The following is a 15,722-nucleotide window of genomic DNA, read 5'->3' as shown; positions in this document are numbered from 1 at the left end:
AATTTATAAATTTAAAATAAAAAACACGATTTTTATGAACACAAGTCAACAATCACCTGCGCAAATATTTTCGCACTTACGGTCAGTTCCTCAATGACTGCGTACTCATCGGCCCCATGCATCCGGTTATCAGTCCCCGGCATGGAAGCGCCAAAAGCAACGCCGTTCTTTAATGCATGAACATAGGTACCGCCACCCATGGATACACACTCACCTTTCCGGCCTGTATAGCTTTCATAAGCACTCAGCAGGGTCTTTACAAATTCGGAATTTCCATCCACATGATGAGGCGGCTTCATGGAATCATTATGAAGGGTAAAGCCCTTTTCCGCCATGTTCCTTCTTACTACCGCCAGAACATTTTCCTCTGTGGCACAGACCGGGCACCGGCTGTCAAAGGTTCCCTCCAGACCGGATTCTGTCACCTTTAAAAGGCTGAATGCCAGAGTCAGGCTGCCGGAAAGCTCATCTTCCATTGCAATTCCCAAAGCCTCTCCTGAAGTATCCCCGTGAGGAATCAGCTCTAAAAGGCGGCGGATCATGGTCATCTGCTCACACTCTGCCAGAGGAAGCTCTGTTAAGTATAAAAGAAGTCCGGTCAGGGCGTTATTTCCTTCCTCAGGGAGAGAAGCATGAGCGCTTTCACCGATAGCAGTAATGGTTGCTGTATCCTCATCCATTTTCAGCTCAAAACGGATTCCCGTCCTTTTTTTCACATTCTGCTGCGGCATGTTCAAGAGCTTCTGCATCAATGCCTGCCACAACTGCACTGGCCTTCCCTGGTACCACGTTTACCTTGGCTCCTGCCTCCAAGCCCACCAGCTTCGGAAGCTGGCCAGAGACAGTCCATTCTGCGGTAAAATGGCCGTTTAAGCCGCCTTTTTCCGTATTCACAACAGGGAAGGAGCCGTCAGGAGAAAAGGTCATTGGAGCTTCCTTTTCTATGGCATAATAGTGCTCGATGTCCGAGCTTCCGCACTCCTCGTCAGTTCCAAGGATCAGCCGCACATTTTTCTTAAGGGGAATATTCAGTTCTTTTACTGCTCTCATGGCATAAAGCGCCGCAACAGCCGGGCCCTTATCATCTGCTGTTCCCCTGCCAAATAATTTATCTCCCTTTACTACCGGCTCAAAAGGCTCCGTCTCCTTCCAGCCTTCTCCAGCCGGCACCACATCAAGATGGGCCAGGATATCAAGCTGGTGCTCCTTATGGTTTAAGTCTGCCGTTCCAACATAATTATCATAATTGGTAATGGAAAAACCATAGGATTCCGCCATGGCCAGAGCTTCATTCAACGCATCAAACGCTCCCGGCCCATAGGGCATCCCTTCCCTGTAGGGCATCTTTTCGCTGTTAATGCGGCATAGCGTACAGATGTCTTCTATCATTTCCTGCTTATGTGACTCTATATATTCTTCTATTTCTTTCCTATACATGATCCACACCTCTTTTTTCTTAATTTCCGCCCGTCTTTTTGGATATACAGGAACACCCGCAGGGTGTTTCTTATTTCATCATAGATGCCAGTGCTTCATTTACCGCCTTGCCGTCCGCTTTTCCTTTCACCTTGGGCATCAGGACCTTCATGATCCTTCCCTTATCCGCTCCAGTGGGAGCTTCAATTCCAAGTTCCGCAAGGACAGAACGGATGATCTCCTTAATCTGCTCCTCTCCCATATCCTCCGGAGCAAATTCCTTATAAACGGAAATACGAAACGCAGCTTCTTCCCTGATGTCTGTCCTGTCTTCAGGCGCCAGATCATGAGTTTCCTGAGTCTGCTTGATTTCCTTCTTTACTACCGCATTGGCCTCGTCCTCTGTAATAGGGGTGTGATCCTTTTTATCGATTTCAAAATTCTTAAGCGCAGAAAGAAGCATGGATAAGGAATCTTTTCTCTGCTTGTCCTTTGCCTTCATCGCCTCTACCATGGCTGCCCTTACTTCATCAATTTTACTCATTGTCTGCTGCCTCCTTATATTTTATTCTTATTAAACCGTCACCTGCTTCCCGGCATCTTAGTTGTGGCCGAATTCAGAAAGCTTTAGTCCCGGATTGCGATCCAATACCATGCCAACGCTCCAGCTGTTGACAAATAAAAGAAGTGGATTGTCTTTTAAATCCTTGATCCGTTTCATATCAGACGTGCCCTGAATCTTAGCCACATCAATTTCATCCCTGTTCTCGATCCATCGGATATATTCATATGGAAGCTTCTCAAGTCTTACTTCCACATTGTACTCATTTTCCAGACGATAGGTCAATACCTCAAACTGCAGTTCTCCCACGACTCCCACAATGATCTCTTCCATTCCTGTATTAAACTCCTGGAAGATCTGAATGGCACCTTCCTGTGCGATCTGGTTTACGCCTTTGATAAACTGCTTTCTTTTCATGGTGTCCATCTGCCGCACTCTTGCGAAATGCTCCGGCGCAAAGGTAGGGATTCCCTCATATTCAAATTTTTCATTTGATTTGCAAAGAGTGTCTCCAATGGAGAAAATGCCCGGATCAAAAACTCCGATAATATCACCTGCATAGGCCTCTTCCACGATCTTCCTGTCCTGGGCCATGATCTGCTGCGGCTGTGACAGGCGCAGTTTTTTTCCGCCCTGCACGTGATTGACCTCCATGCCTGCATGAAACTTGCCGGATACGATCCGCATGAATGCAATACGGTCTCTGTGGGCCTTATTCATGTTGGCCTGTATTTTGAATACAAAAGCAGAAAAATCTTCTTCAAAGGGGTCCACAACTCCTGTTGTTGTCAGTCTTGGCAGAGGAGAGGTCGTCATCTGAAGAAAATGCTGTAAAAATGTCTCCACCCCAAAGTTTGTAAGAGCTGAACCGAAAAATACGGGAGATAAATCTCCCCTTCCGACCCGTTCCATATCCAACTCATCACTGGCACCGTCAAGAAGCTCGATATCCTCCATAAGCTGCTGGTGATAGCTTTCTCCGATCAGCCATCCACCTGGGCATCTCCCAGCTGGACTTCTGTTGCCTCTACTTCCTTCTGGCCGTTTGATGTGGCCCGGAATGTGGTTATGGTTTCTTTAAAGCGGTCATAAACCCTTTAAATTCCTTTCCGCAGCCAATGGGCCAGTTGACCGGACAGGTTCTGATCCCAAGGACTTCCTCGATCTCATCCATCAGTTCAAAGGGATCCCTTGCTTCCCGGTCCATCTTATTCACAAATGTAAAAATGGGGATATGACGCATAACGCAGACTTTAAACAGCTTGATGGTCTGAGCCTCCACACCTTTGGAACCGTCAATGACCATGACAGCGGAATCGGCCGCCATAAGGGTACGGTAGGTATCCTCAGAGAAATCCTGGTGGCCTGGTGTATCCAGAATGTTGATGCAGAACCCGTCGTAATTAAACTGCAAAACAGAGGAGGTGACGGAAATTCCTCTCTCCTTTTCTATCTCCATCCAGTCGGAAACAGCATGCTTGGCGCCTTTTCTTCCTTTTACGGTTCCGGCCAGATTAATGGCACCTCCATAAAGCAGAAATTTCTCGGTCAAAGTAGTTTTTCCCGCATCCGGATGGGAAATAATGGCAAATGTTCTTCTCTTTTTAATTTCTTCCGCTATATTCACAAAAATAGTTCCTCCAAAATTTACGTCTAGATCTTGTCTATTGTAGTATGATTCTAATCACAAGTCAAGATTCTTTCTTTCATATTAGAAATTAGAAATCCAGGTTTTTGCAAGGGAAATCCAGCTCTGGCAGGAGGGTTCTATAAGGGACTCATTGGAGCCTGCCGTTTCCTCGTTGGCAAGAGATAAGCCGTGGCCTCCTGCAGGATAAACATGAAGTTCAAAATTTACGTTATGCCTTCTCATGGCAGCAGCCAGGAGCAGGCTGTTTTCAAGAGGAACCGCATTATCGGTATACGTATGCCATAGGAAGGTTTTCGGGGTCTTCTCCGTTACAAAGTTTTCTAAAGATACTGCCGCTGTCTCTTCTGTTGTCGCATGTTCTCCCAGAAGGCTTAAAATAGAACCGGCATGCTTAAATTCTCCGCTTGTGATCACAGGATAATTTAAAATCAGTCCATCCGGACGGATTTCCCCTGGAGTCCGTTTTATGGCTTCCCAAACAAAATCCTTTTCCCAGAAAACCCCAAGGCTGCAGGCCAAATGCCCTGCGGCAGAAAAACCGCATACAATGATTTTATTGGTATCAACCTTCCACTCTGCCCCGTGTTCCCGGATGAAAGCCACCGCCTCCCCAAGCTCCCTTAGTGAAGTTGGAAAGCGGTTGGGGTCCACGCTGTAATCCAGAATAAAACTGTGGCAGCCCATGGACATAAACTGCAGGGCTATTGGTTCGCTCTCCCGGTCCGACTTACGGCTGTATCCGCCTCCGGGAAGCACGATAACAGCAGGGCGGAGCATATCCGGATTTACGCTTATGCTGTCCAATAAATAACCGGTCAGGCAAACTGGGCCGGTCAACTGCCCTGGTACAATCATTTGTCTTTTCTCAATTCTCATAATGCCCTACTCCTTCTTTCCCTCATTCTGACGGGTAAATATCTCATCCAGAATGCGGTGCGCTACTTCATCCTTTGTCATGGTCTCAAGCGGCAGCTCTTTTTCCTTTGTTATGATGGTGACTACATTAGTATCTGTTCCAAAACCGGCTCCGGCCACTTTTAAGTTATTGGCAACAATCATATCGATTTTCTTTTTATCAAGCTTTACCCTTGAATTTTCCAGCATGTTCTGGGTTTCCATGGAAAAGCCGCAAAGAAACTGTCCCTTTTTCCGATGCTCTCCCAGCCATTTAAGGATATCGTCCGTCCGTTCCAGTTCTATAACCATTTCTCCCTCTTTTTTTCTTTGTTTTTTTCCGTTCCTACGTGTTTTGGACGGTAATCCGCCACAGCGGCGGCCTTAATGACAGCATCCTGTTCTCCTGCTTTCGCCGTAACCGCATTAAACATTTCCTTTGCGCTGTCAACTTCTATGAGGTGTACAAACCGAGGCTTTGGCACAGCCGTTCTTCCGCTCACAAGCGTCACTTCCGCCCCCCGGAGAGAAGCCGCCTTTGCCACAGCATAGCCCATTTTTCCTGTGGAATGGTTGGTGATAAACCGGACCGGATCAATGGCTTCCCTGGTGGGACCGGCGGTAACCAGAATTTTCTTTCCTGCCAGGTCCTTTTCAAAGCAGACTTCTCTTTCAATGAAATCAAAAAGCACCTCAGGATCCGGCATCTTTCCTGCCCCGATATCTCCACAGGCCAGATATCCGAAATCAGGGCGTATCACTTCCATTCCATAGGATTCACAAATCCTTAGATTATCCTGAACGATTGGATTTTCATACATATTGGTATTCATGGCAGGAGAAATGATTTTCCTGCATCTGCATGCCAGAACAGTGGTTGTCAGCATATCATCCGCTATCCCATGGGCAAGTTTTGCGATCACATTGGCACTGGCCGGAGCGATCATTACAACATCGGCAAGCTTTGCCAGGGATACATGCTCCACGTTAAAGGAAAAATTCCGGTCAAAGGTATCCACCAGACATTTATTGCCTGTCAATGTTTCAAACGTAATGGGATTAATAAAATTTGTGGCATTTTGGGTCATTAATACATGTACCTTGCAGCCCTTTTTAACCAGCATGCTGGCAAGCCCGGCTATCTTATAAGCCGCTATGCTTCCTGTTACTCCCAAAATGATATTTTTTTCCTTTCAGCATAAGTGCCTCCCGTTGTTTTTCGTCTTAAAATATGATACTCTACAGTATAGCACAAGAAAAAAAGTTGGAAAGGAGTTCCCTTTATGATTTTGGCCATTGATATGGGAAACAGTAATATTGTCATAGGCGGCATCGACAATACAGGAATCTACTTTGTAGAACGAGTTACCACCAACCAGGGGAAAACCGAGCTGGAGTATGCGGTTAATATAAAAGATATTATGGAAATTCACAACCTGCCTCTCTCTTCTATCGAAGGGGCGATCCTGTCTTCTGTTGTTCCTCCTCTTACGGAAGTGGTCCTGTGTGCCGTTAAAAAAATAACAGGAAAAACACCTATGGTAGTCGGCTCCGGAATGAAAACCGGATTGAATATTAAAATGGACAACCCTAAGGCTGTTGGAAGCGACTTAATCGTTGATGCAGTTGCTGCTTTAAAGGAATATCCTGCTCCCATCATCGTTATTGATATGGGAACTGCCACCACCATGTCCGTCATTGACCGGGAGGGAAACTACTCCGGCGGCATAATATTTCCAGGCTTAAGAGTATCCCTGGATTCTTTAAGCAGCCGGGCAGCACAGCTTCCATACATCGGATTAAACAAGCCTACCAGGGTAATCGGCAAAAATACCATTGACTGTATGAAAAACGGAATCCTTTACGGCAACGCTGCCATGATCGATGGTGTCATCGACCGAATGGAGGAAGAACTTGGAACTTCTGCCAGTCTCGTGGCAACCGGAGGCCTGGCTTCCTCCGTCGTCCCGCTGTGCCGTCATAAAATTCATTACGACGACGTTCTGCTATTAAAGGGACTGCTGATTCTGTATGAAAAAAATAAGCAGGATTAATAATGCCCTAAAAACTGGAAATTAATTTTGATCCGGCTATCGTATAAAAGCCCTCGATTGAGTACATCATTTCTTTATGAGAATAATGAATGATGCGGAGGGAAAGATATGTCTGGATACAAAGTAGAGATTTGTGGTGTCAATACTTCCAAGCTTCCTCTTCTTAGCAACGAAGAGAAGGAAGTTCTGTTCAAACGGATTCTTGACGGAGATAAAAAGGCCAGAGAAGATTACATTAAGGGAAACTTAAGACTGGTTCTCAGTGTCATACAACGTTTTTCCGGCAGCAATGAAAACGTAGACGATTTATTTCAGATTGGCTGCATCGGTTTAATCAAAGCCATTGATAATTTCGATATTACGCAGAACGTCCGGTTCTCCACCTATGCGGTGCCCATGATTCTGGGCGAAGTACGGCGTTATCTTCGGGATAATAATTCCATCCGCGTCAGCCGGTCCCTGCGTGATACCGCTTATAAGGCAATTTATGCCAAAGAAAATTTAATGAAGAAGAACTTAAAGGAACCGACCCTTATGGAGATCGCCGATGAGATTGGAGTCAGCAAAGAGGACATCACCTATGCCCTGGATGCCATTCAAAGCCCGGTCAGCCTTTATGAGCCGGTCTATTCCGACGGAGGTGATCCCCTCTTTGTCATGGACCAGATCAGTGACAAAAAAATCTGGAGGAAAACTGGGTGGAGGACATCTCCTTAAACGAGGCCATGAGACGCCTTCCGGAAAGGGAACGCCACATCATTGACATGCGTTTTTTTGAAGGAAAGACCCAGACCGAAGTAGCGGAAGAAATCCATATCAGCCAGGCACAGGTAAGCCGTCTGGAAAAAAATGCGTTAAAGACCATGAAAAATTACCTTTCTTAGACACCGGCAAGCCATCAGGCGAAACGGACTTTCTTATAAAATACAAGCCCACCTTTCCGTCCAGGAAGGCAGGCTTTTACATAATAACACCATATCAAAAAGACAATTCATCTCATAAGCCCCGTCAGGTCTTAACATCCCTAATGTTTCTTACTCCCCAAATACCTTACGGTAATCCTCCTGGAATTTTTCAATCCCCTGGTCTGTTAAAGGGTGTTTTGTCATCTGCAGGATAACGTTATAGGGAACCGTTGCAATGTCTGCCCCTGCTTTTGCGCAGTCAATGACATGAATGGGATTGCGCACACTGGCTGCAATAATCTGGGCCTTAATATCGTGCATCTGAAAGATATCCATAATTTCTTCGATCAAATGAATTCCCGGCATGGAAATATCATCAAGACGCCCTAAAAACGGAGAAACATAAGAAGCTCCTGCCCTGGCTGCCAAAAGAGCCTGGGCGGCTGAAAATACAAGAGTTACATTTGTCTTAATCCCCTCAGAAGACAGCACCTTTGTGGCTTTCAGCCCTTCCACAGTCATAGGTATCTTAACCACCATGTTGGGATGAATGGCAGCAATTTCCCTGCCTTCCTTTATCATGCCTTCTGCATCGGTGGTGGTTGCCTTTACTTCACCGCTGACCGGCCCGTCCACAATCCCGGTGATCTCTTTGATCACTTCATGAAAGTCTCTTCCTTCTTTTGCAATCAGGGAAGGATTGGTGGTCACTCCGCAGATCACTCCCATGTCATTGGCTTTCCTGATATCTGTGACATTGGCTGTGTCTAAAAAAAATCTCATCTCTCATTCCTCCTAAAATTTTCACAACGCTCATCCATGCGATTCATTCTTTTGACCATAATAAGCATTGGCTCCATGCTTTCTTAAATAATGCTTATCCTGCAGCTCCTGAGGTGCAGGAGCAACATCCGTATTGATCTGTTCACACCGGAGAGCCATCTTGGCTACCTCTTCCAGAACCACTGCGTTATGCACTGCCTCCTTAGCATCTTTTCCCCAGGTAAAAGGACCATGGTTTTTGCAGAGGCAGGCTGGTACCGCCATATATTCTTTCTCCTTAAAATAGTCCGCGATCAGAAGTCCTGTATTTTTCTCATACCCTTCCTCAATCTCTTCCTTTGTCAGGCAGCGCAGGCAGGGAATTTCTCCGTACATGTAATCCGCATGGGTAGTTCCATAGCAGGGAATCCCCCGTCCGGACTGGGCCCAGCTGGTTGCCCAGGAAGAATGGGTGTGCACGATCGCCGATCTTTGGGAATGCCTTATAAAGTTCCAGATGGGTGGGGGTATCAGAAGAAGGGTTATACCTTCCTTCCACCTTTCTGCCTTCCATATCCATAACCACCATATCTTCCGGCTTAAGCCCGCTATAATCCACGCCGCTGGGCTTAATGACAAACAAGCCCTTTTCACGGTCAATGGCGCTGACATTGCCCCAGGTAAAGGTGACAAGCCCGTACCTGGGAAGTTCCATATTGGCTTCGTAAACAAGCTGCTTTAAGGCTTCTAACACGTTTTACCTCCTATGGTATCATGTGCAATAAAGCACATGATCAACATTCGTTGTTCACTATAAGTGCAAGCTCTTAAGCTCACTTGCACTTATGGTGTAAGTGTATACATGGCAATTTCATCAATCCCATGGTTGGTGGATATGATGATATCTTTCCCGTCTTTTGTATACTTGTATACGTTGGCAGGACCGCAATCCCGGTCAATGATCTGCACCTCATAGGAATCCTGTTCCGGATTATAGGTAAAGGCTAAAAGATTGCGTCCTCCCTTCCGGTGCCCGATTACCAGGGCCGGTCTGCCGCAAAGCATTCCACCGAAAATGGCATGGTTGAACTCAGCCGTCTTATCATTCACATAGACCTCTTTGTATTCCCCGTCTGTTTTTTTCCAAATACTGATTTTATCTCCGTGAAATGGGGAAATGATAGCTAATTCCTTTTCTCCATCCTCATCAAAATCCACCAGCACCGCATCACTGGCCGCCTCTTTGATCAGCCGGCAAATCTCCCAATCTCCGGCTGGGGCTTCCGGCGGGATAAATTGGTATACACCGCTGTCAGAGGATATGATACTGGTCTGGAGACCACCCTCTTCCACTTTATAATAGCCATGGTTTTTCAGCATGTCATCCTTAATCACTTTCAGCTGGATCTGATGCTCTTCGTTAAATCCGCTTAAATCCTCAGGCAGAACCGCTCCGTACACCTTTCCCGGGGAAGACCAGTCATCTTTAAACTCATGGCCTGATTTTAAGGTACATGCGATCAAATAGTTGATGCCGTTCCGTTCCACAATATGAAACCTGTGGACAAAGGGTAAGTCCACCAAAGTCCTTACCTCCCAGCCCTTCTCTTCATTAGGAGTTACTATGACAATTTTTGCTTCTTTGGAATCATTGGGAGAATAGAATTTTTGAGTTGCCAGAAATTGTCCGTCACTACCTGGAACCTGAACCATGGTCATCACTCCGCCAGGCTCTGTCCAAATGGTGTCTTCTAAATTGCCTTCTGTATCAAATAACAGGCAGCGGTCAACTTTTTCCGCCGCAACCAGGATGTGATCGGTTCCCTTGTAACGAAGCGGGGCTATGGAATAGCACTTCGTCAGATTCCCCATCACCTTTTTTTCAATCTTCATTATGATTTACCCCTTTCATTCCTGTTCCCTCAATATTTCCGACATTTTAAGATTTGCCGTAACCAGATCTTCCTTCCAGGAGGGGTTTCCAGTATACCAGAATTCCGCCACATATTTCCTTACTCCAAGCTTCCAGGCTGTCTCAATGGCTTTTTTTTAAAGTCCACATGGCCCTCTCCATAAGGAACCTCACGGAATATGCCTGGTTTCGTTTCTTTTAAATGCATGGCGGCCAGCGCCCGCTTCCAAGCTTTAAGTCCTCCAATACGTCGGTTCCATAGGTAAACGCAGCATTTGTTATGTTCCCTATATCAGGATAAACATTTAAGTAGACAGAAGAAACCTGTTTCACGTATTCCATGGCTTTTTCCACTGTATTCATGAATCCGGTCTCCATGGTTTCAAATCCAAGTACCACACCGGCTGATGCGGCCATTTCAGCAGCCTTTTTTTAAGTTGTCGATAAAATACCGCCTGGTTTCTTCATCGGATTCTTCATAGTACACATCATATCCGGCCAGCTGGATGATCCGGATCCCCAGATCCGACGCCAGTTCTATGGCCTTGCTCATGATTTCCATGCTTTTTTCCTTGATTGCCGGGTCATGGCTTCCCAGGGGATACTTCCGGTGTCCGCTTAAACACATGGTACCTATAGGAATGCCGGCGGCCTTTGTCAGTTCCAGCAGCTCCAGCCGTTCCTGTGAAGTCATTTCAAGACGTCCCAGCTTTTCCTCTGTTTCATCTATACTCATTTCCAGGAAATCAAAACCGGCGCTCTTTGCAGCTTCCAGCTTTTCTTTCCAGCTTAATTCAGCCGGCATTGACTTTTCATACAACCCAAGGGTATAGGTTTTCATTTAAAAACCTCCTTTTTTCACCTGGTGGATCTGCACTCCAGCTTTCCTGAATTCTTTTAAAATCTCTTCAGGCGCCTTTTCATCAGTAATCAAATGCTGAACTTTACCTATGCTGCAGCTTGAAAAGCTGCTGTTCTTTCCTATTTTTGTATGGTCGGCCAGGATATACAGCTCGGACCTTGTGTGTTCGATCATTAATTCGTTTAAGCATACCTCGTTCATGATCTCAGTGGTCATTCCGGACATAACGGAAATGCCGGAACACCCCATAAATGCCTTTTTGGCATATATGTTCTGAAGATTCCTTACCGTAAGATCCCCCACCATAGCTTCTTTGGGATAGCGAAGCTCGCCGCCGGTGAGAATGATATTTACTCCGGGCCCATGTTCACTGCTAATCGCTTTTCCATTGTTGGTTATGACTGTGACGTTCCTGCTCTTGATATATTCCAGTATCTGCAGGGCAGTGCTGCTGGTGTTAATAAACAGCGTATCATTGTCTTCTACCAACGTTGCAGCATAGGTGGCAATCAGCCGTCTGTAAAGTAATATTTCATTTGCCTCCGCAGGGCCTTTTTCAATGGGAATGGCACCGCCATGACAGCGCTTTAAAAGCTTCCTGTCTTCCAGATACTGCAAATCTCTTCGAACTGTTATGACAGAAATCCCGCATTGCTCTGCCAAGCTGTTCACAGACACCTTGGGACTGTTTCTTACAATATCCAATATACGCTCTCTTCTTTCCTCCACAAGGGCATATTCTCTTTTCATCGGCTCACCTGCACTTTTATCAATATTTGATCACTGCCTGGATCCACAGTTTATTAGATACTGTCTGCCGGATAAAAACCTCCGGCAGACGAAAATTACTTATTAGCCTTCCTGAATGATTCCCTGCTCTTTTAACTTGGTTTCAATCTCAGGAGCAGACATCACATTCTTAAGCCCAACGACCTTAATGCCTTTTTTTCTCGGCATCTGCAAACATATCCTTAAAGTTCTGTGCGCAAAGCACCACATCATACTGGGGTGCTGACCCTTTTCCTTCTGAAAGGGCGCAATGATGAACCTTTGACGGTTTGATATTAAATTTCTTCAGCACCTTTTCTAAAGTCATCTGTGCCATCAGGCTTGAGCCTGCCCCATTTGCGCAACATACCAAAAAGCTTAAATTTTTACCAGCCATGACAATAACCCTCCTTAATCACATTTATTCCTTGTCTGCTTTTAATTCTTTATACGCTTCATAATCCTCTGTCATAAGGAAATAACCCTTTTTATCTTTCCAATACTGGATCTGCGGAATAGCAAGCAGTGCAACCAGTACGATTCCAATACCAATGTAGCTTAAATATTTCATGATAACGGTAAATACCGGCCATATGACCGCCCAGTCCCACATTCCTAAGTATCCGCCATAGGCTGCCATGCCTACCCAGCCTGCAATTAAGGCAGAACCGAATACCTGGCATAAGCCGGATACGAAGGGAAGGATCAGAGCAGCTTTAAATCCGCCCTTTTCATTTGCAAAAACACCGATGGTAGCATTATCAAAGAATACGGGAACGAATCCGCATATTACGAGCACCGGACTCTTTAACAGAATCAGGGCCACAATGGCCAGAATCTGTCCGGCAAAACCAGCTAAGAATCCCAGAGTCACGGCATTGGCCGCACCAAAGCCAAAGATTACGGCACAGTCCACTCCCGGGACAGAGCAGGAAGAATTCTGTCTGCAATTCCCTGGAAAGAAGCTGTCAGCTCCGCCACAAAGGTACGTACACCTAACTGCAGAATTGCCAGGTACACTGCAAAATATAAGCAGGTTTGAAGGACATAGAAAAACATGCTGGCTCCCTCTTTCATAAACTGTCCTTCAATCAGGTAATCCCTGCCAAGGATACAGAGGATCGCTCCGAAAAAGATAACCATTAAGATGGAAGTACATACCATATTGTCGTTAAAGATGGACATAAAGCCCGGCAGTTCAATATCTTCAATCTTTTTAATTTCTTTCCCACTGTTTTTCTTGTTTTCTTTTCCAAACAGCCTGCCTGCAAGATAGTAGCTGATTGCAACGCCGAACATCTGCTGATGAGCCAGACAAAAACCAGCTCCATCCGTAACCTCCTGGCATGGCTTGATTGTCAGGTTAGAACCTACTGCCCAGTAAGCTCCTAAAAGAAGAGCCATTACCACAAGCATGGCAACTCTTGCATTTAACAGGAAGGGACAGGCAAACATGATCAGCCAGTATGCTGTGGCAGCCTGCTGGACCTGAACATTACCGGTGGTAAACAGCGCCCGAAGCTTGGTGTATTTTGAAAAACGGACAAGAAGAATGTTGACGATAAATGCAATGAACAACAGGATCATTGCATCGCCAAAGCCTTTTCCAAACACTTCCCCAACGCCTGCTGTTACAGCATTCTGGCCAAAATAAGGGTCAATTACCATGGCATCCATCTGGAACCTGTCCTTTAAGCCTACCAATACCGGCCGGAAATTGTTGACCAGTCCGCCGGAACCAACCATTAAGATCAAATAGCCCACGATCGCTTTTAAAGTTCCTGCAAGTATATCATACCACGGTTTTCTCAGTAAGATGTAGCCAATCATAACGATGAGACCAATCATAAACGCCGGCTGCTGTAATACATTCGTGGCAAAAAAAAGTCCATACCTTCATTAAAATATCCATTGTATTCTCCCCTTTTCCTTAATCCAAATATCGTTCCTGAATCCGCAGCAAATCCTCTGAATCTTTGGCTTTTTTCAGTTCAGCAAGTACTTCCTCATTGCTAAGCAGCTCCGATAACCGGGTCATATTATCCAGATGCTGATCCGGATTGCAGGAGGCCAGCGTAAAGAACAGCTGTGCATCCTTTTCCGGGTCGTCTGCGTCAAAGCTGACTGGCTTATCCAGCTTCATAAAGGCGATACTGGTCTTGTGTACGCCTTCTGCTCCTTCCTGGGAATGGGGCATGGCTATGTCCGGTAAAATAATGATATAAGGGCCGTATTTTTTAATACAGGCAATGATTTCTTCTTTATAATTTCCTTCTACCGTCCCATCCTCCTCCAGGCATTCACAGCTCATCCGGACTGCATCCTCCCAATCCTTTGCTTCCCTGGCAAATTTATAATGTTTCTTCTCCACAAAATCTCTCAGCATGTTTTCTCCCCTTTCCTGATTACAAAAGTGAGCGGAACGGAATATTCTGAGGCGCTTCAAAGCAATCTTCGAAACCTCTTTCATGATGATAAGCCAGCTTGTCCTTGTCCCTGGGATAAACGTATTTTCCTCCTACTTCCCAGAAAAATGGGTGGAATTTATAACCCAACCGGTCCTTCTTCATGTTATAGAGCACTTTGATTTCATTTACATCCGCCATAAAATTGGTCCATACATCATAGTGGATAGGGATCACTACTTTACATCTTAAAGCCTCAGCATGCGGAGGATATCGCAGGAAGTCATCTTATCAGCCATTCCCACCGGATTTTCTCCATAAGAACCAAAAGCTACATCAATGTCATGATCCTTTCCATGCTTTGCAAAATAAATGGAGTAATGGGAATCGCCGCTGTGGTAAATATTTCCGCCAGGAGTTTTGATCAGATAATTTACCGCCTTTTCATCCATATCCATAGGACACGTTCCTGTCAGTTCCTCCCGGTCCGCCGGTGGAATCCGTTGTTACAAGACAGGTCCTGTCAAAGGAATCCAGTGCCACAATTTCAATGTCCTTTATCCTGATGCTGTCTCCAGGCACTACCGTAATGCAGCGGTCTGCCGGAACACCCCATTTCTGCCACAGCTCAACGGATTTCTTAGGACCAATAAAAGGAACCGGTATTTCTTTTCCATTCTCATCCACTGTTGTTATGTTGCTTTGGATCACATGGGCTGCATATTCCGCACTCATATGATCCTGGTGGTAATGGGTTGCAAGTACTGCGTCTACATGTTTAACGGCAAACGGATCGAGTACAAAAGGAACTGCCCTTAAATTAGGCTGCATCTTTCTTCCGCCGCACATATTTGCCATCTGATGGCCCACAGCCATTTTTCCGTTGCCATGAGTACGCTTTCCGTTGCCGCACCACAAATCCACAGTAATATTGCAGCCACCCGGTGTCTTAAACCACATGCCTGTACAGCCCAGCCACCACATAGCCACTGTTCCAGGTTCCACTGTCTCATTTTCAATCTCTTCATTCAGCCAGGTTCCCCATTCAGGAAACGTACTCATGATCCAGCTTTCCCTTGTGATTTCTTCCACTTTGCTCATCCAAACATCCTCCCTTGCTTTTTATGATCGTTTTATGATCGATTATGTTCGTTTTCTCTTTACAACTAGATAATATCATTACATTACAAGTTTTTCAAGAGCGTTAAATGACCGTTTTGATATTATATGTTCGTTTTAATTTTTTTGTATATTTTATATACTTTTAATCTCGTTATTTGTGCATATTTTCCATTTCAATATGCTTTACCATTTTTCTAAACACACTTTTTATAATATCATCTGTCTTACAATCCCCTTGTAGTCATTTTTGTGCTGTTCCATCATTTTATATGATCGGAAGCAAAAGCCCTTCCGATCATCGGATGGACGGGGCACAGAACGACCCTTTTATCTTCACTTACGTTGTAAGCTCTGATAAGCTGTATTATGATTATATAATCAAACCCATATTCAAAGCTTTATAAAAATC

8 protein-coding genes and 8 pseudogenes are annotated in these 15,722 nt (G+C 45.3%); 2 read left to right on the top strand and 14 right to left on the bottom strand.

Annotation, left to right across the window (positions count from 1 at the left end; genetic code table 11):
• Window positions 1-32 precede the first annotated feature (32 nt).
• From pepV to coaBC, 5 genes and pseudogenes are all read right to left on the bottom strand, one after another.
• Window positions 33-1,437, bottom strand: a pseudogene (gene pepV / locus JCM10519_RS09150) (dipeptidase PepV).
• A 70-nt stretch (window positions 1,438-1,507) separates the two neighbouring features.
• Window positions 1,508-1,960 carry a GatB/YqeY domain-containing protein gene (locus JCM10519_RS09145; RefSeq protein ID WP_054738715.1) on the bottom strand — a complete coding sequence of 151 codons (453 nt, stop codon included), beginning with the start codon at window positions 1,958-1,960 and terminating at the stop codon, window positions 1,508-1,510.
• 57 nt (window positions 1,961-2,017) lie between these two features.
• Window positions 2,018-3,605 (bottom strand): annotated as a pseudogene (locus JCM10519_RS09140) (peptide chain release factor 3).
• Between the two features lie 84 nt (window positions 3,606-3,689).
• A complete protein-coding gene (locus JCM10519_RS09135; protein ID WP_054738713.1) occupies window positions 3,690-4,505 on the bottom strand; it encodes an alpha/beta hydrolase fold domain-containing protein in 816 nt (271 codons plus the stop codon).
• Window positions 4,506-4,511: 6 nt separating this feature from the next.
• Window positions 4,512-5,698 (bottom strand): annotated as a pseudogene (coaBC, locus tag JCM10519_RS09130) (bifunctional phosphopantothenoylcysteine decarboxylase/phosphopantothenate--cysteine ligase CoaBC).
• Window positions 5,699-5,806: 108 nt separating this feature from the next.
• Between coaBC and JCM10519_RS09125 the strand changes: the two are divergent.
• A complete protein-coding gene (locus tag JCM10519_RS09125) occupies window positions 5,807-6,577 on the top strand; it encodes a type III pantothenate kinase (protein ID WP_054738711.1) in 771 nt (256 codons plus the stop codon).
• Window positions 6,578-6,685: 108 nt separating this feature from the next.
• A pseudogene (sigG, locus tag JCM10519_RS09120) lies at window positions 6,686-7,461 on the top strand (RNA polymerase sporulation sigma factor SigG).
• Window positions 7,462-7,611: 150 nt separating this feature from the next.
• On the opposite strand, the gene fsa reads toward sigG, so the two are convergent.
• From fsa to ulaG, 9 genes and pseudogenes are all read right to left on the bottom strand, one after another.
• Window positions 7,612-8,265: a fructose-6-phosphate aldolase gene (gene fsa / locus JCM10519_RS09115; protein WP_054738709.1), complete on the bottom strand. Its 654-nt coding sequence runs from the start codon at window positions 8,263-8,265 to the stop codon at window positions 7,612-7,614.
• Between the two features lie 30 nt (window positions 8,266-8,295).
• Window positions 8,296-8,998: pseudogene (locus tag JCM10519_RS09110) on the bottom strand (L-ribulose-5-phosphate 4-epimerase).
• Window positions 8,999-9,087: 89 nt separating this feature from the next.
• The gene (locus JCM10519_RS09105) at window positions 9,088-10,137 is read right to left on the bottom strand and encodes a hypothetical protein (RefSeq protein ID WP_054738708.1); all 1,050 of its coding nucleotides are present in this window, start codon (window positions 10,135-10,137) and stop codon (window positions 9,088-9,090) included.
• Window positions 10,138-10,152: 15 nt separating this feature from the next.
• A pseudogene (locus JCM10519_RS28270) lies at window positions 10,153-10,997 on the bottom strand (L-ribulose-5-phosphate 3-epimerase).
• A complete protein-coding gene (locus JCM10519_RS09090; protein ID WP_054738702.1) occupies window positions 10,998-11,768 on the bottom strand; it encodes a DeoR family transcriptional regulator in 771 nt (256 codons plus the stop codon).
• Window positions 11,769-11,952: 184 nt separating this feature from the next.
• Window positions 11,953-12,183, bottom strand: coding sequence for a PTS sugar transporter subunit IIB (locus tag JCM10519_RS09085; protein ID WP_347843653.1), 231 nt, complete (start codon window positions 12,181-12,183; stop codon window positions 11,953-11,955).
• A 24-nt stretch (window positions 12,184-12,207) separates the two neighbouring features.
• A pseudogene (locus JCM10519_RS09080) lies at window positions 12,208-13,698 on the bottom strand (PTS ascorbate transporter subunit IIC).
• A gap of 18 nt (window positions 13,699-13,716) precedes the next feature.
• Complete coding sequence (locus JCM10519_RS09075) at window positions 13,717-14,172, bottom strand: PTS sugar transporter subunit IIA (protein WP_054738700.1); 456 nt, start codon at window positions 14,170-14,172, stop codon at window positions 13,717-13,719.
• Between the two features lie 19 nt (window positions 14,173-14,191).
• A pseudogene (gene ulaG, locus JCM10519_RS09070) lies at window positions 14,192-15,292 on the bottom strand (L-ascorbate 6-phosphate lactonase).
• Between the last annotated feature and the right edge of the window lie 430 nt (window positions 15,293-15,722).

Source organism: Clostridium sp. NkU-1 (assembly GCA_001312405.1).
Note: the sequence above shows the minus strand (reverse complement) of the source record. Positions and strands in the feature narration are given on the sequence as shown.

Excerpts from the sequence above, each read along its gene's own strand:
- JCM10519_RS09145 (WP_054738715.1), bottom strand. The coding sequence starts at position 1,960 with ATGAGTAAAATTGATGAAGTAAGGGCAGCCATGGTAGAGGCGATGAAG.
- JCM10519_RS09135 (WP_054738713.1), bottom strand. The coding sequence starts at position 4,505 with ATGAGAATTGAGAAAAGACAAATGATTGTACCAGGGCAGTTGACCGGC.
- JCM10519_RS09125 (WP_054738711.1), top strand. The coding sequence starts at position 5,807 with ATGATTTTGGCCATTGATATGGGAAACAGTAATATTGTCATAGGCGGC.
- fsa (WP_054738709.1), bottom strand. The coding sequence starts at position 8,265 with ATGAGATTTTTTTTAGACACAGCCAATGTCACAGATATCAGGAAAGCC.
- JCM10519_RS09105 (WP_054738708.1), bottom strand. The coding sequence starts at position 10,137 with ATGAAGATTGAAAAAAAGGTGATGGGGAATCTGACGAAGTGCTATTCC.
- JCM10519_RS09090 (WP_054738702.1), bottom strand. The coding sequence starts at position 11,768 with ATGAAAAGAGAATATGCCCTTGTGGAGGAAAGAAGAGAGCGTATATTG.
- JCM10519_RS09085 (WP_347843653.1), bottom strand. The coding sequence starts at position 12,183 with ATGGCTGGTAAAAATTTAAGCTTTTTGGTATGTTGCGCAAATGGGGCA.
- JCM10519_RS09075 (WP_054738700.1), bottom strand. The coding sequence starts at position 14,172 with ATGCTGAGAGATTTTGTGGAGAAGAAACATTATAAATTTGCCAGGGAA.